Genomic DNA, 21,261 nt, shown 5'->3' with positions numbered 1-21,261 from the left:
CGAGGGCCGTGGAAGATCGGTGATCTGGGACGGCAGACTACCCGGCGGTACCCCCGCCAGAAACCCTGGTGGTGCGCCCGGAATCCAGGCGTGCGGCGACCCGCCGACGGCGCCAGAGGACGATCGGCAGGGCGCCCGCGAGGCCGAGGGCGGCCGGGGCCGCGCTCAGCGCCTGGCTGATGCCGGGCTGGTCGAAGGTGTCCGGGACCGGCAGCGTTCCCCAGCGGGTGGGGGGCCAGGCGATCACGAAGGCGCGGCCCACGACGTTGTCGACGGGGACGGCGCCGCCGCCGGGCTGGTTCTGGTGGTAGCGGGAGTCCAGGGAGTTCTGCCGGTGGTCACCCATGACCCAGATTTTGCCCTTGGGGACCGTGACCTTGAACTGGCCGCCCTGGTCGTCGACCGTGCAGGGGGTGTTGCCCTCGAAGACGTAGTTCTTCTCGTTGAGCGCCTTGCCGTTGACCTTCACCGGGCCGGTGCCCTTGCACTCGACGGTGTCGCCGCCGACCGCGATGACGCGCTTGATGAGGTCCTTCTCGTCGGCGGACGGCATCAGGCCGATCCAGCCGAGGACCTTCTGCACCGCGTTCGGGTCGGGGGTGGGCTCGCCGTCCAGCCAGTGGCCCGGGTCCTTGAAGACCACGACCTCGCCGCGCTCGGGCTCGGAGCCGAACCACGGCGTCAGCTTGTCGACGAGCACCCGGTCGCCCTGCTGCAGCGTGTTCTGCATGGAGTCCGAGGGGATCGAGAACGCCTGGACCAGGAAGGTCTTGATGACCAGGGCGAGGACCAGCGCGATGCCGATGAGGAGCGGCAGCTCCTTCCAGAAGGACTTCGGCTTCTTGCCCTTCGCCGGCTTGGGCGGCTCCGTGCCCTCGGGGCCGGGGACGCCGGTCTCGCCGGGAGCGGCGGAACCGGGGGCCGCGGTGTCAGGGCCGGTGCTCATTCCGTCCCCCGCGGGTGCGGGTACCGGCTCTGCGGAGTGCCCAGGCTGCTCCTCGGGCCCCTCGTGTCCGGATCGTGCGCCGACCGCCACATCCCCCACATCCACTCCTCAGTCCGTACCGCCGCCTGCCCCGTACGCGATGCAGGCCCACCACTCCCATAACGAGCGGGAGTTCCGCAGGGGTCGGGAGGCCGGTAATTCCGTTGCGATCGCCGGGAGCCACCCTATGCGACGCTCCTGTGGCCGTGGCCGACCCGGAGGGCGCGTCGGGCACGGACGCGTACGCATCGGGTTCGTCCAGCTCACGCCAGTGACCGAACGGCCAGGCGATGACGAGCGCGCGGCCCACGACCTCATCCTCCGAGACGGTGCCACTGAACTTTTCGTTCCGGTGGAACCGGGAGTCGGCGGAGTCCGACCGGTGGTCGCCCATCATGAACAGCCGCCCCTTCGGCACCTTCACCTTGAACTCGAAGAGGGAGGGCTTGTCCCCGGGGAAGAGGTACGGCTCGTTGATCGCCACACCGTTCACGGTGACCTTGTCGTTCTTGTCACAGCACTGCACGGTGTCGCCGCCGACGCCGACGACGCGCTTGATCAGGTCGCGCTCGCCGTCGGACGGGAGCAGTCCGATGAAGGTCAGCCCCTGTTTGATCTGCTTGATGACGACGGGGTCGTCCTTCTTCTTGCCGCGCTCCTCCTCCAGCCAGTTGCCGGGGTCCTTGAAGACGACGACGTCCCCGCGCGAGGGCTTGCCGCCGAACCACGGGGTGAGCTTGTCGACCAGGACGCGGTCGCCGATGCGGATCGTCTGCTCCATGGAGCCCGAGGGGATCACGAAGGCCTGCACCAGGAAGGTCTTCAGGACGAGGGCTATCAGGAGGGCGACGACTATGAGGAGAGGTATCTCCTTGATCGCGGAGCGGCGCCTGCGGCGCTTGACCTTCTTCGCGAGCTTGCGGCGCTCGGCCCGGCCGGGCAGCACGGGGCCGCTGGTCGGGCGCGTGCCGGTAGGCAGCCGGGTGTCGGCCGCGTGGGTGGCCTTCGCGCGGCCGCGGTTACCCATGCGCGCCGCCTGGTGCCGGCACGCGCGCGTAGGCGTCGGGACGCTTCAGGGAGGTCCAGCGGCTGAGCGGCCAGGCGATCCAGTCGGCCCTGCCGATGACCGCGTCGACGGGGATCATGCCGCCGCCGGGCGAGCCCAGGTGGTCGCGGGAGTCGCTGGAGTCGCCCCGGTGGTCGCCGAGCAGGAAGAGGGTGCCGTCGGGCACGACGACGTCGAAGGGCACCTTGGAGGGGGCGTCTCCGGGGAAGAGGTACGGCTCGTTGACGGGCTCGCCGTTCACCTTGATCCTCCCCCGCTTGTCGCAGCAGACCACGCGGTCCCCGCCGACTCCCGCGACCCGCTTGACGTAGTTGGAGTCTCCGAAGTACCCGCTGCCGTCGAAGACGACGGCGTCTCCGCGCTGGGGGCCGGAACCGAAACGGTACGCCAACTTGTTGACGATGACGCGGTCGCCGGGCTGGAACGCGGGCTGCATGGAGCCGCTGGGGATCGCGAACGGCTGCACCACGAAGGTGCTGAGGATCAGCAGCACGGTCAGGGTGATCACCGCGGTGAGGGTGATCCTGCCGCCCGGGAGCCAGTCCATGACGGACGCGAAAACGGAACGCGACCGCTCCTCCGTGTCCTCGGAGTCCGGTGTGTCCGCGGGTGCGGTGTCGGGCTCGGAGGAGGGGGAGGAACGGTCGCGCTCCGTGTGCTGTGCTTCGGTGTCCATCGGGGCCAGATGTTATCCGGCCCGGCTGTCGGACCCGCGTGAGAGCTCGGCCCGGAGGGCCGGGCGCGAGATCAGTTCTCGCGCTTCTCCTTGATCTTCGCGGCCTTGCCGCGCAGGTCACGCAGGTAGTACAGCTTGGCGCGACGGACGTCGCCCTTCGTGACGAGCTCGATCTTCTCGACGATCGGGGTGTGCACCGGGAAGGTGCGCTCGACGCCGACGGAGAACGAGACCTTGCGGACCGTGAAGGTCTCGCGGACACCGGCGCCCTGGCGGCGGATGACTACGCCCTTGAACTGCTGCACACGGGAGCGGTTGCCCTCGATGACGCGGACGTGGACGTTGACGGTGTCACCCGGGCGGAAGGCCGGGATGTCGCTGCGCAGCGACGCGGAGTCGACGGAGTCGAGCAGGTGAGACATGATCGTCTGCTTTCTTCGCTGATGCCACAGGTCATCAGCGGAACGTGGTGATGAGTTTTCGGTAGCTGATCGCGTCGGGCCGGCGTCGTTCCCCCTGTGGCAGGGGCGCAGGCTGGACGTACAGCAGCGACCTATTCTTCCACGGCCTCGGGGTCTCGCCCAAATCGGCCGTCGGGCCCCGGCCGCCACCCCAGGATCGAGAGCATCTCGCGGTCCTTCTTGTCGAAGGCCGCGGGGTCGCAACGCTCAATGAGGTCGGGCCTGTTGCGGGTGGTGCGCCGCAGCGCCTCGTCCCGGCGCCAGCGGGCGATCTTGCCGTGGTGGCCGCTGAGCAGGACGTCCGGGATGCCGTGACCGCGCCACTCCGGGGGCTTGGTGTAGACGGGGCCTTCCAGGAGGTTGGCCATGGCTCCGGGCGCGAAGGAGTCGTCGCGGTGGGACTCGGCGTTGCCGAGGACACCGGGCAGGAGCCGGGCCACGGCCTCCGTGACGACCAGGACCGCGGCCTCTCCGCCCGCGAGGACGTAGTCGCCGATGGAGACCTCGTAGACGGGCATCCGGGTCGCGTACTCGTCGATGACGCGGCGGTCGATGCCCTCGTAGCGCGCGGGCGTGAAGACCAGCCAGGGCCGCTCGGAGAGCTCGACGGCGAGTTCCTGGGTGAAGGGGCGCCCGCTGGGCGTGGGGACGACGAGGACGGGCCCGTGAGCCCCTGCCTCGTACCCCTCGGCGAGCACGTCGTCGAGGGCCGCGCCCCAGGGGTCGGTCTTCATGACCATGCCCGGGCCGCCGCCGTAGGGGGTGTCGTCGACCGTGTTGTGCCGGTCGTAGGTCCAGTCCCTGAGGTCGTGCACGTTGACGTCGAGCTGTCCGCGGGCGCGTGCCTTGCCCACGAGGGAGACGTTCAGGGGTTCCAGGTACTCGGGAAAGATCGTGACGACGTCGAGCCGCATTACGCCTGGTCCTCCGGCGCCGTCTCGGCGTCACGCGCGGACGCGACCTCCGCGCGGTCGTCGATGAGGCCGGGCGGCGGGTCGATGACGGCCCGCTGCTCCTCCAGGTCGATCTCGGTGACGATCTGCTCGACGAACGGGATCATCACCTCGCTGCCGTCGGGCCGCTCCACGATGAACAGGTCCTGCGAGGGCAGGTGGGAGATCTCCGTGATCCGGCCGATCTCGACGCCGTCCGCGGTGACCACGTCGAGGTCCATCAGCTGGTGGTCGTAGAACTCCTCCGGGTCCTCCGGGAGCTCCTCCGGGTCGACCTCGGCGATCAGCAGCGTGTTGCGCAGCGCCTCGGCGCCCGAGCGGTCGCGTACGCCCGCGAAGCGAAGGAGCAGCCTGCCGCTGTGCACCCGGCCGGTCTCGATGGTCAGCGGCCCCACTCCGGCGGGGTCGGTGGCGAGCACGGCGCCGGGGCCGAGCCGCAGCTCCGGCTCGTCGGTGCGCACCTCGACGGTGACCTCGCCCTTGATGCCGTGGGCGCGGCCGATCCGCGCGACTACGAGCTGCACTGTGCTGTCTCTCCCTTGCTGAATACGACTGCGGGCCGGGGACGGCCCTGGAGCCCTCCCCGGCCCGAGCCGGTGCTACGTGTGGTTCAGTGAACCTGGTCCACGTCGACGAGGTCGACGCGGACACCGCGGCCGCCGATGGCACCCACGACGGTACGCAGAGCGCGTGCGGTGCGGCCGTTGCGGCCGATCACCTTGCCCAGGTCGTCCGGGTGGACCCGGACTTCGAGGACGCGTCCGCGGCGCAGGTTGCGCGAGGCGACCTGCACGTCGTCGGGGTTGTCGACGATGCCCTTCACGAGGTGCTCGAGAGCCTCCTCGAGCATGCTCAGGCCTCGGTCGACTCGGCCGCGGACTCGGCCGGAGCCTCGTCCTTCTTCTCGGCCTTCTTCTTCTGGGTGATGGCGTCACCCTTGGGCTCGCCGTCGGCGTCCTTGGCCACGGCCTCGAAGAGGGCGCGGTGGTCGGCCTTGGGCTCCGGCTGCAGCAGCGGAGCGGGGGCCGGCAGGCCCTTGTGCTTCTGCCAGTCGCCGGTGAGCTTCAGGATCGCGAGGACCGGCTCGGTCGGCTGGGCGCCGACGGACAGCCAGTACTGCGCGCGCTCCGAGTTGACCTCGATGCGCGAGGGGTTCTGCACCGGGTGGTACAGGCCGATCTCCTCGATGGCCCGGCCGTCACGGCGGGTACGGGAGTCGGCGACGACGATGCGGTAGTGAGGCGAACGGATCTTGCCCAGACGCTTCAGCTTGATCTTGACTGCCACGGGAGTGGTGTCTCCTGGTCTTGACGTGGTTGGGCACAACGTGATGCCGCGTGGGGTTGCGGTACTCGAGGTGCCCGATGGACGCGTCAGCCGGAGGAGAGAGGGGTCCTGTGCGACTGTCGAGTACAGCTAGCCATTGTGCCACACGCCCGCCCGTCTCCCACCGCCACCCTCAACCGAGGCCCTTCGGTCCACTGCCCCTTTCCGGGAGGGGCGGCCGAATCGGGCCGACCGCCCCGCACCAGCTCATCGCGGGTGGGCCCGGCTCACCCCGCTCCCGCGCCGACGCCCACCACTTCCGGGATCCGGAAGGGCTTGCCGCAGCCGCCGCACATGATGGGCGCCTGGGCGAGGACGGACGGCACGACGCGGACATTGCGCCCGCAGTCGCAGACGGCCTTCACCCGCACGCCGCCTCCGGAGGACCCGTGCCGGGCGGCCGGACCCCGGAAGGTGCGTGAGGTGTCGGCCGTGGTGGCGACCGTGTGCGCCCGCAGGGCGCGCTGCAGCCGCTCGATGGTCGGGCGATAGCGCTTCTTGGCCTCGGGGTTGAGCGTGACCAGGGAGAAGCCGCTGCTCGGATGCGGCTCCTCCGGATGGTCCAGGCCCAGCTCCTCGGCGATCGAGAGGAATCTGCGGTTGTGGTAGCGGCCCGCGCGTGAGGTGTCGCGTACGCCGCGGGCCGCGGCGATGCCGTGGACTGCCTCGTGCAGCAGTCGTTCGAAGGAGAGCTCGGCGCCACAGGCGGACGACGACTCTCCGATCAGGGATTCGGGCGCGGCTAGGTCCGGCAGCTCGGAGTGGTGCCGCTGAATGTCGGCCCACGCCTGTGCCAGCTCTGCGGCGAGAACAGGTGGTGTCGTGCTCACGTCGTGACAACGAGCCGGGGTGCCTCCGGGTTCCATTCCGGGGCATCTCAAATAATTTGCACTTACCCGTCAGTTGCCGTTGATGCGTCCGGACGAGGGCGGGTGCGCTGATCTGCGGAGAAGCCTCGCAGCTCGCATCAAGCCGGTACGTAGCGGCGCGTACGCCCCGGCGCGTAGGTCAACTCCGTGCGCCGGGGCCCCTGTTGCGAGGAGGACCGGCCGACGCCTCCTGAAGGCTCCCAAGACGGAATCCCGGGTCTCAGTACGCGCGTGCCACGACGGCGACGTTACCGGGTGCGTCATCGGCGTCCGGCACCGCCCCGTCCTCCGCGACCAGACACCGTACGGTCACCCCGTGCTCGGCGAGCCTCGCCTCGCCCTCCGGGCCCAGCGCCGCCCACGGCAGGCGCGCCCAGCCGCCCGCCGCGGCAGCCTCGACGGCCTCGCCGACGTCGGCCACGTCGCTCGTACGGGACTCCCGGCGGGCGCGGGCCTGGGTGAGCAGCAGCTCCTGGTCCTCTTCGAGGACGGTGGGCAGGAGCGTCGTGAGGGCGTCGAGGGGCACGGGCTGCTTGCCGCCCGCGATGCGGCGCACGAGCATCGCGGTGCCGTTCTCCAGGTCGCGCGGCCCGATCTCGACGCGGACCGGCACGCCCTTGAGCTCCCAGTCCACGGCGCGCCTCCCGAAGGGGATCTCCGTGCGGTCGTCGACCTGGACGCGCACGCCCGCCGCCGTCAGCCGCTCACCGATCTCGCGCGCCTCGGCGAGCACGGCGTCGTCGTCCTTGACGGCGAGGACGACGGCCTGGACGGGCGCGAGGCGCGGCGGCAGGCGCAGGCCGCTGTCGTCGCCGTGCATCATCACCAGGGCGCCGATCATGCGGGTCGTGGCGCCCCAGGAGGTCTGCCAGACCAGTTCCTGCTCGCCGTCCTTCGACAGATAGCGGGTGCCGAAGGCCTTGGCGAAGTTCTGGCCGAGTTCGTGGCTGGTGCCGAGCTGGAGGGCCTTGCCGTCGCCCATCATGCCTTCGAGCGTGAGGGTGTTGACGGCGCCCGCGAAGCGCTCCTTGGCCGTCTTGCGGCCGAGCACGAAGTCCATGGCGAGGAGGTCCCGCAGGAAGGCTCCGTAGACGTGCCGGTGGATCCGGGCGGCGAAGTCGCGCGCCTCCTCGTACGTCGCGTGGGCCGTGTGGCCCTCCTGCCACAGGAACTCCGACGTGCGCAGGAACAGGCGCGGCCGCAGTTCCCAGCGGACCACGTTGGCCCACTGGTTGATGAGCAGCGGCAGATCGCGGTAGCTCTGCACCCACTTGGAGAAGTACTCGTTGACGATGGTCTCCGAAGTCGGCCGGATGACGACCGGCTCCTCCAGCTCCTTGCCGCCTCCGTGGGTGACGACGGCCAGCTCGGGGGCGAAGCCCTCGACGTGCTCTGCCTCGCGTGTGAGGTACGACTGCGGGATCAGGAGGGGGAAGTACGCGTTCTGCGTACCCGTCTCCTTGATGCGTGCGTCCATGTCGTGCTGCATCCGCTCCCACAGCCCGTAGCCGTACGGTCGGATCACCATGGTGCCGCGCACCGGCCCGTTGTCGGCCAGCTCGGCCTTGGTGATCAACTCCTGGTACCAGCGGGGGAAGTCGTCCGCGCGGGGCGTGAGTACGGGTGCCTTTGCCATGGCGCGCATGGTACGTCCGGGCCGTCTGAAGGGCCGGAAATTTACGGTCCCAGGGGGCGCACAACGGTGGCACGCAAGCATTGCCCCACAACCCCTGGACGCCACGACGGATGCGGAGTTCCCTGGCATACGGGGGGAGCGTGAACGCACGTCGTGGGGGCGGACGAATCGTTAGGAATCGGCACGACAACTCTCGGCGGATTGGGGCGCTTTCGATGACACCTACGCTCGTGCACTCTCACCGCCCGCGCGCGGGTGCGACCCCCCGTGTGGACCGGTGCGCACGCGCGCGTGACTGGGCGGAGATCCAGGAGAGGATGCTGGTCCCGCTCTATGAAGCGGTGTACGAACGACTTGAAGTGGGCCGCGGCACGCGCCTTCTCGACCTGGGCTGCGGGTCCGGGCTCGCCCTCCTGATGGCGGCCGCGCGGGGCGCGTCGGTGACCGGCGTGGAGCCGTCGGCGCCCGAACGCCTGGCGCTCGCGCGTGAACGCCTCGCGCCGGACACGTCCGCGGGCGCACGCCCAGAGGCGGGAACACGCCTGGTGGAGGGCTCCCCCGAGGACGCCGCGACCCCGGACGACGCGCCGTACACCCTGGTGACCGCGTTCCAGCCGATCGGGTGCGTGGCCGGCGACTCCGAGGGCCTCTCGGCACTCCTGGAGAAGGCGTCCCCGCTCGCCGAGCGAGGCGCCCCCGTGGTCCTCGCGGGCTGGGGACCTCCGGAGCGCTGCACCACGTCCTCCGTGCTCCGGGTGGCCACGAAGCTCGCCGACCCGCTGCGCAGCGCGCGCAGCTGGCGCCCGGCGTGCCGGGACGACCTGGAGGAGGTCGCGCAGCGCGCGGGCCTCAAACCGGACGGCTCGGGCCGCGTGGCATGCCCCTTCGGCTACGCGGACATGGACAGCGCCGTCCGCGGACTGCTGTCCACCGGTCTGTTCGACGCGGCGCTCGGCGCGACGGACGAGGTCCAGGTCGACAAGGAGCTGACCGAGGCACTGCATCCGCATCAGCGCCGCGACGGCACGGTGTGGATGCCGAACGTATTCCGCTACTTGATCGCACGCACGGCATAGCAGCCACTGCTTCGCACGCACCGCTGAGCACGCACTACGGAGCACGCACTACGGAGCACGCACTACGGAGCACGCACTACGGAGCCCGGGGCACCCGAAAACCACCCTCTACGTAGACCCAGCCCACCACCCGGCACCACGGCACCTCACCCACTGAGCGCCGCCCGCCACGTCCAGGACGTACGCCGCTCGCGCCCGTCGAGGTCGCCTCGGCCGGTGCACCAGAGCAGCACGGCGGCGGGGTCGCCGTCCGGGGCGTCGGGGAAGAGCCGGTCCAGCACGCGCCGGCACAGCGCCCCGGGAGGCAGCCACTCCACGGCGAGGCCCCGGGTGATGTCGTGCGTGTGCAGGAGGATCTCCGCGGTCCCCATCGACGCGAAGCCCGTGGGGTCGCACGGCCCCCAGTGCCAGGCGCGGGCATCGGCGGGAGAGGCGTCGAGAGCGGCCAGCAGGTCGTGTGCGATGTGTGCCGCCGTGGTCCGGCAGCTCCACTCCAGGGAGCCCGCGGAGACGGGCGCCCAGTCCCGGTCGGTGTGCGGGCCGAGCGCACGCAGCAGTTCGGCGGTGGCTTCCCTGACGTCGCTGCTGTCCATGGCGGCACGTCAGTCAGACGCCTTGCGCGCACGCCTCACGTTTCCTTGGTGAGCCGGGTGATACCGGCCACCCTGTAGGCGTCGGCCTCCTCCAGGGTCTCGTTCTCCAGGAGAGACGCGGCCAGGGCGTCGAGCTGGGCGCGGTGGTCGCGGAGTTGGCGGCAGGCGCTCTCGTAGCACTCGTCGACGATGCGGCGCATCTCGCCGTCGATGGTGTCGAGGGTCTCCGGGGCGGCGGCAAGACCGTAGGCCTGCTGGGCGTCGTTCGGGAGGGCCGAGAGACGGCCCACGCGTTCGCTCATGCCCCAACGGGCGACCATGCCGCGGGCGATGTTGGTGACCTGCTCCAGGTCGTTCTCGGCGCCGGTCGTGACGACTCCGTAGACGACGTGTTCGGCCGCCATGCCACCGAGGGCACCGATGATGCGGCCGCGCAGATACTCCTCCGTGTACGCGTACTTGTCGGCATCCGGGGTCGACAGTGTGACGCCGAGTGCGCGCCCGCGCGGGACGATGGTGATCTTGCGGACGGGGTCGGCGCCCGGCTGCAGCATCCCGAGCAGGGCGTGCCCGCTCTCGTGGTACGCGGTGCGGCGGCGCTCCTCGTCGGGCATCACCAGCGGCCGCTCGGCGCCCAGTTGCACCTTCTCCAGGGCTTCGGAGAGGTCGGACTGCGTGACCAGCTCCTGCCCACGCTTCACGGCGAGCAGGGCGGCCTCGTTCGCGAGGTTGGCCAGGTCCGCGCCCGTCATGCCCGGGGTCGTGCGGGCGATCTGGGCCAGGTCCACGTCCTTCGCCAGGGGGATCGCCCGGGTGTGGATGCCGAGGATGGCCTCGCGGCCGCCGCGGTCGGGCGGGGACACGTTGACCACCCGGTCGAAGCGGCCGGGGCGGGTCAGGGCCGGGTCGAGGATGTCGGCGCGGTTGGTGGCGGCGATGACGATGACGCCCTCGGAGCCGGAGAAACCATCCATCTCGGTGAGGATCTGGTTGAGCGTCTGCTCCCGCTCGTCGTGCCCGCCCATGCCGCTGCCGCCACCACGGGCCCGCCCGATGGTGTCGATCTCGTCGATGAAGATGATGGCCGGCGCGACCTTCCGCGCCTCGGCGAAGAGCTCGCGTACGCGCGAGGCCCCCACGCCCACGATCATCTCGATGAACTCCGATGCCGAGGCCGAGAAGAACGGCACCCCGGCCTCACCGGCGACGGCCCGCGCCAGCAGGGTCTTGCCGGTCCCGGGCGGCCCGGCGAGCAGCACACCGCCGGGCATCCGCGCGCCCATCTTCCGGTAGGCGTCGGGGTTCTTCAGGAAGTCGACGACGTCGTTCAGCTCGCCCTCGACCTCGTCGATGCCCGCGACGTCCTCGAAGGTGGTCCGCTTCTTGCCCGGCTCCAGCTCGACGGGCTTCGGCGGCTGCTTGCGCCCGAGCATGCCGCCCGCGCCGCCCGTCCCGGACGCCATCCGCCGCGCGATGAAGATCCACAGCACCACGAGCAGCAGCATCGGGGCGAGCGAGATCAGCAGGTTGGACAGGAAGCTGCGCTCCTGCACCACCGGCTCGGCGGTGACCGTGACCTTGTTCTTCGTCAGATCACCCCACAGCTTGTCGTCCGCGAACTCGGGCCGCTGCGTCTTGAACTTGGTGTACTCGTCACCCCCGTCCGGATCCTTCTGCTCCTTCTTGAGCTGCCCCTGGATCGCGTCGCCCTTGGAGTAGATCTTCGAGACGTTCCCGGAGTCGACCTGCTTGCTGAATTCCGTGTACGAGATCGTCGGCTCGTCGCCGTCGCCGAAGAAGGAGAGGACGAGGTTGGCGATGAGGTAGACGACCAGGGCCGTGAGGATCAGGCCGCCCCAGCCGCCGGGCAGCTTCCGCTTCGGCGGCGGCGTGGGCGCGGGTTCCGGAGCACCCTCGGAGCGCCACGGCTGCTCGGGCTTCTGACGCGGCGGCACGGGGTTACTCATATGCGGACGCTACGACACAAAAGACCCACCGGCACGCGCTCCGCACCCGCCAGGGGCCACACGCGGGCGCCCGCCCCGGCACGCGCCCGCGGATACGCCAGGGGCGCCCCACCACGCGGTGGGGCGCCCCTGGACGACGTACCGAAAGGGCCGCGCTCAGCCCATGAACTTCTTGAACTCGTCCGGCAGCTCGAAGTCCTTGCCACCCTGGCCCCCGGCCGGGAGCCCGAAGGCGCCACTCGCGGCGGCCTCCTCGGCCGCGGCCCGCCGGGCAGCCGCCTCGTCCTCCTGCTGCTTGCGCTTCATCGGGTTGCCGGAGCGCTGCTTGCCCTTGGCCTGCTTCTGCTTCTTCTTCTGCTTGCCGGGGCCACCGCCCATGCCCGGCATCCCGGGCATCCCCGGCATACCGCCGCCCTGCGCCATGCGGGACATCATCTTCCGGGCCTCGAAGAACCGCTCGACCAGGTTCTTCACGGCGCTGACCTCGACACCGGAACCCTTGGCGATACGGGCACGGCGCGAGCCGTTGATGATCGTCGGCTCCTGCCGCTCACCGGGGGTCATCGACTTGATGATGGCCGCGGTGCGGTCGACGTCGCGCTCGTCGAGGTTGTTGATCTGGTCCTTGATCTGCCCCATGCCCGGCAGCATCCCGAGCAGCTTGCTGATGCTGCCCATCTTCCTGACCTGCTCCATCTGGGCCAGGAAGTCGTCGAGCGTGAAGTCCTTGCCGCCCTTGCTGCTCGCCAGCTTGGAGGCCATCTTCTCGGCCTCTTGCTGCGAGAAGGTCTGCTCGGCCTTCTCGATGAGCGTGAGCATGTCGCCCATGCCGAGGATGCGGGACGCCATGCGGTCCGGGTGGAACGCGTCGAAGTCGTCCAGCTTCTCGCCGTTGGAGGCGAACATGATCTGACGGCCGGTGACGTGCGCGATCGAGAGCGCGGCACCACCACGGGCGTCGCCGTCGAGCTTCGAGAGCACGACGCCGTCGAAGCCGACGCCGTCGCGGAAGGCCTCCGCCGTGTTGACGGCGTCCTGACCGATCATCGCGTCGACGACGAACAGGATCTCGTCCGGGCTGACGGCGTCGCGGATGTCCGCGGCCTGCTGCATCAGCTCCTGGTCGATGCCGAGGCGTCCGGCGGTGTCGACGACGACCACGTCGAACTGCTTCGTGCGCGCGTACTCGATCGAGTCCTTCGCGACCTGGACCGGGTCGCCGACGCCGTTGCCCGGCTGCGGGGCGTAGACCCCGACGCCCGCGCGCTCGGCGACGACCGACAGCTGGTTCACGGCGTTCGGGCGCTGGAGGTCGCAGGCCACAAGCAGCGGGGAGTGGCCCTGGGCCTTCAGCCAGCGGCCGAGCTTTCCGGCCAGCGTGGTCTTACCGGCGCCTTGGAGGCCCGCGAGCATGATGACCGTGGGCGGCTGCTTGGCGAAGCGCAGGCGCCGGGTCTCGCCGCCGAGGATGCCGATGAGCTCCTCGTTGACGATTTTGATGAACTGTTGCGACGGATTGAGCGCCTTGGAGACCTCGGCCCCCAGCGCCCTCTCCTTCACGCTCTTGATGAAGGACCGGACCACCGGCAGCGCGACATCCGCTTCAAGGAGCGCGATACGGATCTCGCGCGCCGTGGCGTCGATGTCCGCCTCGGAGAGGCGGCCCTTGCCCCGGAGGGATTTGAAGGTAGTCGCCAAACGGTCGGAGAGAGTATCGAACACGGCGCTCGTTGGTCCTCGGAGTCGGGGGCAGGCTGGGTCGCCCTCCAGGGTATCTGGCCCATCGCAGCAATCACCCCCGGCTGCGATGAGTAGCCGGGGGCGATATCCCCGCAGCGGCGGGGATCACGCGTTGACGATCTTGATGACGTGCTGCGCGGGTGGATCACCCCCGCGTCAACGGGGAGCACACGATCCCCCAACGACGCGTACAGCCGGGAGTCACCCCCGCAATACCTCCTCCACCCCCCGAGCCACCTCGACCGCCCGCTCCCCCGCCAGCGGCGCCCCGTCCGCCCCCGTCACGTAGAAGGCGTCCACCGCGTTCGCCCCCAGCGTCGACACATGCGCGCTGCGCACCCGCACCTCCGCCGCCTCGAGGGCCCGCCCGATCCGGTGCAGCAGCCCCGGTGCGTCCTGGGCCCGGACCTCGATCACCGTCGCCCGCCGCGACCCCGCCGACGCCACGGTGACCCGGGGCGGCGGCGCGACCGTGCCGCGGCGACGCGGATACGCGGCGTCCCGCTCGGCGAGCCTGGCCGCGATGTCGAGGGACCCGTCGAGCGCCCGCACCAGGTCGGCCCGCAGCCGCGCGGCCTGGGGCAGCGAGCCGTACTCGGCGGCCACCCGCCACTGGAGCATCAGCACCGAGCCGGGCATCTCCTCGGGCAGTCCGACCGCCCGCAGCTCCGCGGTGCGCACGGTCAGCCGGTGCATGGCGAGGACCCCGGCGACGGCGGGCAGCACCCCGGCCTGCTCGGGCACGGCGACCAGCAACTCCACGCCCAGCGGCTCGACCTGCTCCCCGGCGGCGCCCCCGGAATCCCCAGAACCCGCAGCACCCTCGGAGCCCCGAGAGCCCCCAGCACCCCCGGAACCCCCAGCACCCTCGCCCCCCACGTCCCCCAAGGCGCCCCCGCCAGCATCCGCCCGCAGCGCCACCACCGGCGCCCCCGTCCGCACCGCCTCCACCGCGAGCCGCTCCTCCTCCGCCGAGGCGAGCGCGTCGTCCCCCGTCGCGTACGGGTCGTCGACCTCGTCCCCCGCGAGCACCGCGGCGACCCGCTTGACCAGGTCCGCGACCAGCGAGCCCCGCCATGACGACCACGCCGCGGGCCCGGTGGCGAGCGCGTCCGCCTCTGTGAGGGCGTGCAGCAGCTCCAGGGTGCCGGGCGAGCCGACGGCCTCGGCGACGGACCGCACGGTCGCGGGGTCGTCGAGGTCGCGCCGGGTGGCGGTCTCGATGAGGAGGAGGTGGTGGCGTACGAGGCAGGCGAGCACGGCGACGTCGGTGCGGTCGAAGCCGATCCGGGCGGCCACGTCGCGGGCGATGATCTCTCCGGCGACGGAGTGGTCGCCGGGCCAGCCCTTGCCGATGTCGTGCAGCAGCGCGGCGACGAGCAGCAGGTCGGGACGGCCGACGCGGCGGGTGAGGTCGGCGGCGCGGACGGCGGTCTCGACGAGGTGCCGGTCGACGGTCCAGGTGTGGACGGCGTTGCGCTGGGGGCGGCACCAGACCCGCTCCCAGTCGGGCAGCAGCCGGGTGATCAGGCCCTCGGCCTCGAGGGCCTCCCAGACCTGGACGGTCGGCCGCCCGGCGCCGAGGAGCGTCACCAGTTGTTCGCGGGCCTCGGCGGGCCAGGGTGTGGGCAGCGGCCGGGTGGCGGCCGCGATCCGGCGCACGGCGTGCAGGGACAGGGGCAGCCCCGCCTGCGCGGCGGCCGCGGCGGCCCGCAGCGGAAGCACGGGGTCCCGCTCCGGCCGGGCGGCCCGCGCGAGCACGACCTCGCCGTCCTGCTCCACGACGCCCTCGGCCAGCGGCGAGCGCTCGGCCACGGCCGTCTTCCCGCCGCCGAGGAGCCCGCGCAGCCGCGGCCTGGCCTTGCGGGACCGCAGCACGCGCCCGACCTCGCGCCAGGTCACGTCGCTGGCGTAGGCGATGGTGCGCGCCGCCTCGTACACCTGTCGCAGCAGGGTGTCGGCGTCGAGGAGGCCGAGTTCGGCGGCGACCTGGTCCTGTTCCTGGAGGGCGAGGCGGTCGGTGGCGCGGCCGGTGGTCAGGTGCAGGGCGTCGCGGGCGTCGAGCAGGGTGCGGCGGGCCTCGGCGAGGCCCTCGCGGGGCGCGTCCGCGAGCCAGGAGGCGGCGACGGCCCGCAGTGCGGTGGCGTCGCGGAGTCCGCCGCGGGCCTCCTTCAGGTCGGGTTCGAGGAGGTGGCTCAGCTCGCCGTGGCGCGCGGCCCGGTCCGCGCACAGTTCGCGCAGCTCGGGCAGTCGTTGGGGCGCCTGGTTGCGCCAGTCGGCGAGGACGGCGCCGCGCAGCCCGGTGGTGAGCCCGAGGTCGCCTGCGATGTGCCGGGCGTCGAGCAGGCCGAGGTGGACCTTCAGGTCGTCGGCCGCCGTCTTGCGGGCCTCGGCCGGGGTGCGGACGGAGTGGTCGAGGGCGAGGCCGAGGTCCCAGACGGGGTACCAGATGCGGTCGGCGAGGGCGGCGACCGCGCCCGGGTCGGCGGCGCCGTCGTGGAGGAGCAGCAGGTCGAGGTCGCTGCGGGGCGACAGTTCGCCGCGGCCGTAGCCGCCGACGGCGATCAGGGCGATGCCTCGTGACGCGCCGGGTCCGGCGGCGGCGGTGCCCGCGGCGAAGAGCCCGTTCAGCCAGCCGTCCGTCAGTTCGGCGAGGGCGGAACGGCGCGGCGGCCCGGACCGCGCCTCCTCTTGGAGGAGGCGCAGCCGGGCCGCCGCGTAGCCGCTGGGTCCGGAGTCTTCCGAGTCTGCTGATTGCTTCGGTACTTCCACGCTCGTCACCCAGCGGCTCCTGTTCTCTGTGGGACTACAGCGCGCACGCCGTGCGCGTCACAGCGCGTCGGGCCCGCGCTCACCGGTCCGTACCCGGACCGCCGTGTCGACGGGGACGCTCCACACCTTGCCGTCGCCGATCTTGCCGGTGCGGGCCGCCTTGACGACGACCTCGATGAGCTGTTCGGCGTCCTCGTCCTCGACGAGCACCTCGATGCGGATCTTCGGTACGAGGTCGACGGTGTACTCGGCGCCCCGGTAGACCTCGGTGTGGCCGCGCTGCCGTCCGTAGCCGCTGGCCTCGGTGACGGTCAGGCCCTGGACCCCGAAGGCCTGCAGGGCCTCCTTGATCTCGTCGAGGCGGTGCGGCTTGACGACCGCGGTGATGAGCTTCATGCGTCCACCTTCTTGTTCTTCTGGGCCGCCGACTGCGCGGCCCCCTGGACCGGGCCCGGCACGGCGGTCGTACGCGGTGCGGAGCCGCCGCCCGCGCCGCTGAAGTCGTACGCGGTCTCCGCGTGCTGGACCTGGTCGATGCCGCCGACCTCCTCGTCCTCGTCGACCCGCATGCCGATCGTCTTGTCGATCAGGAAGGCGAGGACGGCGGAGGCGACGAGGGAGTAGCCGAGGACGGCGCCGACGCCGGCGGCCTGCTTGCCGAGCTGTTCGAGGCCACCACCGTAGAAGAGGCCCTGCGCCTCGGACTGGCCGCCGCCGGTGGCGAAGAGGCCGACGAGGAGCGAACCGGCGATGCCGCCGACCAGGTGGACGCCGACGACGTCGAGGGAGTCGTCGTAGCCGAACTTGAACTTCAGGCCGACGGCGAGGGCGCACAGCAGACCGGCGATGGCGCCGATGGCGATCGCGCCGAGGGGCGAGCAGGAGCCGCCGGACGGGGTGATGGCGACGAGTCCCGCGACCGCGCCGGACGCGGCGCCGAGGGTGGTGAACGCGCCGTGGCGGATCTTCTCGTAGGCGAGCCAGGCGAGCATGGCGGCGGCCGTGGCGATCTGCGTGTTGATGAACATCAGCGCGCCGACGCCGTCGTCGTTGCCGAGCCAGGACCCGGCGTTGAAGCCGAACCACCCGAACCACAGGAGTCCGGCGCCGAGCATCACCAGGGGCAGGCTGTGCGGGCGCATCGGGTCCTTCTTGAAGCCGACGCGCTTGCCGATGACGAGGATCACGCCGAGGGCGGCGGCACCGGCGTTGATGTGCACGGCCGTACCGCCGGCGAAGTCGATGACGCCCAGTTCGAAGGCCCAGCCGCCGGTGCCCCACACCCAGTGCGCGACGGGGAAGTACACGATCGTCGCCCACAGGGCCACGAACAGCGCCCACGCGGTGAACTTCACGCGGTCCGCGAGCGCGCCGCTGATCAGGGCGGGCGTGATGACGGCGAACATCAGCTGGAACACGGCGAAGACGTAGACGGGGATGGTGTACCCGTCCCACAGCTCGTTGAGGCCGATCCCGCCGAGGCCGACGTAGTCGCCGTTCCAGCCGACGATGCTGCCGTGGTCGGTGCCGAAGGCGACGGAGAAGCCGTAGAGCACCCACAGGACGGTGACGATCCCGAGGCTGATGAAGCTCATCATCAGCATGTTCAGGGTGCTCTTGACGCGGACCATGCCTCCGTAGAAGAAGGCGAGCCCCGGCGTCATGAGCATCACCAGGGCGGAGCAGATCAACATGAACCCGGTGTTGGCGGCAGACAGCTGCGGGGTGTCTGCGGCAAGCGTGATGCCTGGGGGCATCGGCGTCTCCTCGTCGTCGGATACGGCCCGTGCGGGCTTCACCCTCTGCGGTGCGAGGACGGTGGGCCGGTTATGCCGCATGAGGTTGGCGCAGCGCGGTTTCGGTCAGTGCCGCTCGATGTTTCGCGCCAGTGACGAAGAGGTCGTGCGTGTTACGCATGGATGAACCGGGCGTGGCCAGCGGTCCGGAGGACATACCCTCCCGAATCCCCAGCCATCAATTGAGCAACCCCAACGGGGCCCAGCCCCCTCCGCGAGAGCGGCGCGGGTTTGGGCGCAAAAGCAGCCCGGCCGCGGCGGCCATCCGGAGACCTGGCATGGGGGAGCCGAGTCGGGCTGTAGGGATGGGCCGGCCGCGGCCGGAGTGTGCGGGGCGCGCCGGTCAGGCGGCCGGGTGCGCGGGCATGTCAGACGGCCTCCGCGGATTCCGGCATGTCGACGGAGAGCTGGTCGGTGAGCCGGACCACGTCCGGTACGTCCCCGAAGTCCCGCAGGGCGTTGTCGACGGTCTTGCGCAGCCGGGTGTTGACCCGCTCGGAGCGCACCTTCTTGGCGATGGCCAGGGCTTCGCCCGCGAGCACCGCGCTCTGCTCGGGCTCCTTCTGGAGCAGGTGGACGGTGGCCATGCCGATCAGGTTCAGTGCGTACGACCGCTGGTGCTCGGGGTCCTTGCCGAAGAGGTCGACGGCGCGCGTCATGACGGGCTCGGCCAGCGAGGCGTAGGTGGGGCTGCGCCCGGCCACGTAGGCGAGGTCGCGGAAGGAGTGGGCGTTCTCGCCGTTGAGCTCCGCCTCGGAGAAGAAGCGGATCCAGTCGGGCTCGGGCTCGTCCCAGTCGTCCGCGTCGGCGAAGGTGTCCTCGGCCATCCGGACCGCCCGTTTGCAGCGGCCCGGCTGGCCCATTCCGGCGTAGGCGCGGGCCTCCATCGCATACAGCATCGACTGGGTGCGCGGGCTGGCGCAGTCGCGGCTGCCGTACTGCGCGAGGTGGATCAGTTCGAGGGCGTCGTCGGGCCGGCCGAGGTGGATCATCTGGCGGCTCATGCTGGAGAGGATGTACGACCCGAGGGACTTCTCGCCCGCTTCCTTGGCGGCGTGCAGGGCGAGCACGAAGTACTTCTGGGCGGTGGGCTGGAGCCCTACGTCGTAGCTCATCCAGCCCGCCAGTTCGGCCAGTTCACCGGCGACCTTGAACAGGCGCTTGGAGGTGTCCTCGGGCTGGGGCTCCTGGAGCAGGTCGGTCACCTCGTGCAGCTGTCCGACGACGGCTTTTCGGCGCAGGCCGCCGCCGCACTGGGCGTCCCACTGGCGGAACATCACCGTGGTGGACTCCAGGAGCTCCAGCTCGGGGCGGGAGAGGCGGCCGGGGCGGCGCGGGGTGAGCTGCTGCGGCTCGGGGGCGGTCACGTGGGCGGAGGGGCCGGGCACGAGCCAGCGCTGCATGGGCTCGATCAGGGCGGGTCCCGCGGACAGGGCGAGCGAGGTGCCGAGGAAGCCGCGCCGCGCCAGCATCAGGTCGCTGCGGCTGAACTCGCTGATGAGGGCGACGGTCTGGGGGCCGGTCCAGGGCAGGTCGACGCCGGACACGGACGGGGACTTGTGGGCGGCGCGCAGGCCGAGGTCCTCGACGGCGACGACACAGCCGAAGCGCTCGGAGAACAGCTCGGAGAGGATGCGCGGGATGGGCTCGCGCGGGTTCTCGCCGTCCAGCCAGCGGCGTACCCGCGAGGTGTCCGTGGAGATGTGGTGCGCGCCCAACTGGCGTGCTCTGCGGTTCACTTGGCGAGCCAGCTCGCCCTTCGACCAGCCGCTGCGCACGAACCAGGAACCGAGCATCTCGTTGGGGCGCTTCTCAGCGTTCGCACCGCTACCGCCATTGCCGCCCACTGGAACGCCCCCATCCCTCAAGCCACTTGTCCGAGGTCCACGTCAAGCCCTAACAGAATGCCGTGTGTTGCGGCGGTCCGTCCGGAGAATGTCACCCTTCGAACGGGAAACCGACTTGCCTCCGGCATACCCACGGGTGCGCAACTCCTCGAGTCATGCACTGAAAGTAATCCTACGATCACCGCTCCGGCGAGGGCGAACGCGGAAACGCCACCATTCGCCACCCCTTCGAATGAACTCCCTGCCCGCCGCACACGATTCACTTGACACGGGACAACCAAAAGTGGGCGGAGCGGAGCACGCAGGGGCGCGGGCAACGGAGTGCACCACCTGCAATGCCTCCGAGCGCGGGCACCACCTGACGGCGGAACGCGGCGAAAGTCGGCGAGAGTCGGCTTGAGACGTGCTCAACGCGTCCAGGCGCGACGGGTCACGGTCCGGATCCGTCACGTCACCACCGCGCACTCGTAACCACCGCACACGCGACCCGTTGGAGGGGGCATGGGCTTCACGATCGGCGGCATCCGGGGGACCAAAGAGCCCCGGTTCGGTGTCCGGGGAACGAAGGACGTCCGGGGGACCAAGCAGACAGACGAGACGGGCGCGGAAGACGCGGCGCAAGCGGGCGCCGAGGCGCGTGTGCCGCGCGCGGCCGGGGAGGCGCGCGCCGCGAAGGATCCGCGCGCGGCCAAGGACACGCGCGCCTTCAAGGAGGCCAAGGAGCCGCGCTCCGGGTCCCGTCGGCGCTGCCGCTCGACCGCCGAGGAGTGCACGGCCGTCGCCGAGTACACGGGCCTGTGGGGCTGGGACGTGGTGCCCGGCGCACGCGCCCAGGACCGCCGCTGCTCCTGCGGACGGGCCGACTGCGCCGCCCCCGGCGCCCACCCGCTGGACTTCGCCCCGGAGATCACCGCCGGCGCCACCCTCGACGAGGTGACGGAGGCCTGGTCGCAGTTCCCCGGCGCGGCCGTGATGCTGCCCGTGGGCCGCGCGTTCGACGTGCTCGAGGTGGCCGAGTCGGCGGGGCGCCGCGCGCTGGTGCGCCTGGAGCGGATGGGGCTGCCGCTCGGCCCGGTGACGGCCACTCCGGACGGCCGCACGCACTTCTTCGTGGCCCCCGGCGCCGCCGCCGAACTGCCGCAGCTGCTCTACCGCATGGGCTGGGACGACACCGGGCTCGACCTGCACGGCCTGGGCCCCGGCGCGCACATCACCGCCCCGCCGTCCGACCGCGCGGGCCTCGGCCCGGTCCGCTGGCTGCGCTCCCCCGACCCCGAGTCCGTCACGGGCCCGCCGCACGCCCGGCTCCTCCTCGGCACGCTGGCGTACGTCGCCCATCGGTCGCCCGCGTAACGCGCGCCCCGCGCGGGGACCACACGCGGAAGAGCCCCGCTCCCGGCTGCCTGCACCCGGGCCGGGGCTCCTTCCTCAGTTGAACTCTTGGCCACGGGCGAACTCTTCGCGACCGACGTGTTCTTTGCGACCAGACACCGCAACC

General features: G+C 71.3%; 19 protein-coding genes. 2 read left to right on the top strand and 17 right to left on the bottom strand.

The window, feature by feature from the left end:
• Positions 1-37: 37 nt before the first annotated feature.
• From lepB (ACFVHO_RS05535) to proS, 10 genes are all read right to left on the bottom strand, one after another.
• Positions 38-1,045 (bottom strand): signal peptidase I, encoded by a 1,008-nt coding sequence (gene lepB / locus ACFVHO_RS05535; protein WP_385710497.1) that lies wholly within the window; start codon positions 1,043-1,045, stop codon positions 38-40.
• Complete coding sequence (lepB, locus tag ACFVHO_RS05530) at positions 930-2,012, bottom strand: signal peptidase I (protein WP_385710495.1); 1,083 nt, start codon at positions 2,010-2,012, stop codon at positions 930-932. The genes lepB (ACFVHO_RS05535) and lepB (ACFVHO_RS05530) overlap by 116 nt, the downstream gene beginning before the upstream one ends.
• On the bottom strand, positions 2,005-2,727 hold the full coding sequence (gene lepB / locus ACFVHO_RS05525; protein WP_385710493.1) for a signal peptidase I: 723 nt from the start codon (positions 2,725-2,727) through the stop codon (positions 2,005-2,007). Before lepB (ACFVHO_RS05525) ends, lepB (ACFVHO_RS05530) begins: the two co-directional genes overlap by 8 nt.
• A 71-nt stretch (positions 2,728-2,798) precedes the next feature.
• Complete coding sequence (gene rplS / locus ACFVHO_RS05520; protein ID WP_016638799.1) at positions 2,799-3,149, bottom strand: 50S ribosomal protein L19; 351 nt, start codon at positions 3,147-3,149, stop codon at positions 2,799-2,801.
• 131 nt (positions 3,150-3,280) lie between these two features.
• The gene (gene trmD, locus ACFVHO_RS05515) at positions 3,281-4,102 is read right to left on the bottom strand and encodes a tRNA (guanosine(37)-N1)-methyltransferase TrmD (RefSeq protein ID WP_385710491.1); all 822 of its coding nucleotides are present in this window, start codon (positions 4,100-4,102) and stop codon (positions 3,281-3,283) included.
• On the bottom strand, positions 4,102-4,665 hold the full coding sequence (gene rimM / locus ACFVHO_RS05510; RefSeq protein WP_385710489.1) for a ribosome maturation factor RimM: 564 nt from the start codon (positions 4,663-4,665) through the stop codon (positions 4,102-4,104). The genes trmD and rimM overlap by 1 nt, the downstream gene beginning before the upstream one ends.
• A gap of 86 nt (positions 4,666-4,751) precedes the next feature.
• Positions 4,752-4,991 carry an RNA-binding protein gene (locus tag ACFVHO_RS05505; RefSeq protein WP_030361979.1) on the bottom strand — a complete coding sequence of 80 codons (240 nt, stop codon included), beginning with the start codon at positions 4,989-4,991 and terminating at the stop codon, positions 4,752-4,754.
• Between the two features lie 2 nt (positions 4,992-4,993).
• The gene (rpsP, locus tag ACFVHO_RS05500) at positions 4,994-5,428 is read right to left on the bottom strand and encodes a 30S ribosomal protein S16 (protein ID WP_030361978.1); all 435 of its coding nucleotides are present in this window, start codon (positions 5,426-5,428) and stop codon (positions 4,994-4,996) included.
• A 266-nt stretch (positions 5,429-5,694) separates the two neighbouring features.
• Positions 5,695-6,297: a hypothetical protein gene (locus ACFVHO_RS05495; protein WP_030361977.1), complete on the bottom strand. Its 603-nt coding sequence runs from the start codon at positions 6,295-6,297 to the stop codon at positions 5,695-5,697.
• A 259-nt stretch (positions 6,298-6,556) separates the two neighbouring features.
• Positions 6,557-7,972, bottom strand: coding sequence for a proline--tRNA ligase (gene proS, locus ACFVHO_RS05490; protein ID WP_385710486.1), 1,416 nt, complete (start codon positions 7,970-7,972; stop codon positions 6,557-6,559).
• A 215-nt stretch (positions 7,973-8,187) separates the two neighbouring features.
• Between proS and ACFVHO_RS05485 the strand changes: the two genes are divergently transcribed.
• Entirely contained in the window at positions 8,188-9,048 is an 861-nt protein-coding gene (locus tag ACFVHO_RS05485) for a class I SAM-dependent methyltransferase (protein ID WP_385710484.1), read from the top strand.
• A gap of 146 nt (positions 9,049-9,194) precedes the next feature.
• On the opposite strand, the gene ACFVHO_RS05480 is transcribed toward ACFVHO_RS05485, so the two are convergent.
• From ACFVHO_RS05480 to ACFVHO_RS05450, 7 genes are all read right to left on the bottom strand, one after another.
• The gene (locus ACFVHO_RS05480) at positions 9,195-9,641 is read right to left on the bottom strand and encodes a hypothetical protein (RefSeq protein ID WP_385710482.1); all 447 of its coding nucleotides are present in this window, start codon (positions 9,639-9,641) and stop codon (positions 9,195-9,197) included.
• A 35-nt stretch (positions 9,642-9,676) separates the two neighbouring features.
• On the bottom strand, positions 9,677-11,608 hold the full coding sequence (gene ftsH, locus ACFVHO_RS05475) for an ATP-dependent zinc metalloprotease FtsH (protein WP_385710480.1): 1,932 nt from the start codon (positions 11,606-11,608) through the stop codon (positions 9,677-9,679).
• Positions 11,609-11,764: 156 nt separating this feature from the next.
• Positions 11,765-13,330, bottom strand: a complete 1,566-nt coding sequence (gene ffh / locus ACFVHO_RS05470) for a signal recognition particle protein (RefSeq protein WP_385710478.1) — start codon at positions 13,328-13,330, stop codon at positions 11,765-11,767.
• A 219-nt stretch (positions 13,331-13,549) separates the two neighbouring features.
• Positions 13,550-16,120 (bottom strand): [protein-PII] uridylyltransferase, encoded by a 2,571-nt coding sequence (locus ACFVHO_RS05465; protein WP_385710625.1) that lies wholly within the window; start codon positions 16,118-16,120, stop codon positions 13,550-13,552.
• Positions 16,121-16,177: 57 nt separating this feature from the next.
• Positions 16,178-16,516 carry a P-II family nitrogen regulator gene (locus ACFVHO_RS05460; RefSeq protein ID WP_006127894.1) on the bottom strand — a complete coding sequence of 113 codons (339 nt, stop codon included), beginning with the start codon at positions 16,514-16,516 and terminating at the stop codon, positions 16,178-16,180.
• Positions 16,513-17,877, bottom strand: coding sequence for an ammonium transporter (locus tag ACFVHO_RS05455; protein ID WP_385710476.1), 1,365 nt, complete (start codon positions 17,875-17,877; stop codon positions 16,513-16,515). The genes ACFVHO_RS05460 and ACFVHO_RS05455 overlap by 4 nt, the downstream gene beginning before the upstream one ends.
• A 407-nt stretch (positions 17,878-18,284) precedes the next feature.
• Positions 18,285-19,763 (bottom strand): hypothetical protein, encoded by a 1,479-nt coding sequence (locus ACFVHO_RS05450; RefSeq protein ID WP_385710474.1) that lies wholly within the window; start codon positions 19,761-19,763, stop codon positions 18,285-18,287.
• A gap of 639 nt (positions 19,764-20,402) precedes the next feature.
• Between ACFVHO_RS05450 and ACFVHO_RS05445 the strand changes: the two genes are divergently transcribed.
• Positions 20,403-21,116 (top strand): bifunctional DNA primase/polymerase, encoded by a 714-nt coding sequence (locus ACFVHO_RS05445; protein ID WP_385710623.1) that lies wholly within the window; start codon positions 20,403-20,405, stop codon positions 21,114-21,116.
• Positions 21,117-21,261: the final 145 nt, after the last annotated feature.

This window comes from Streptomyces sp. NPDC127108 (assembly GCF_042677545.1).
In the GTDB taxonomy this organism is placed as follows: Bacteria; Actinomycetota; Actinomycetes; order Streptomycetales; family Streptomycetaceae; genus Streptomyces.
This window is presented reverse-complemented; position numbering and strand designations above follow the sequence as displayed.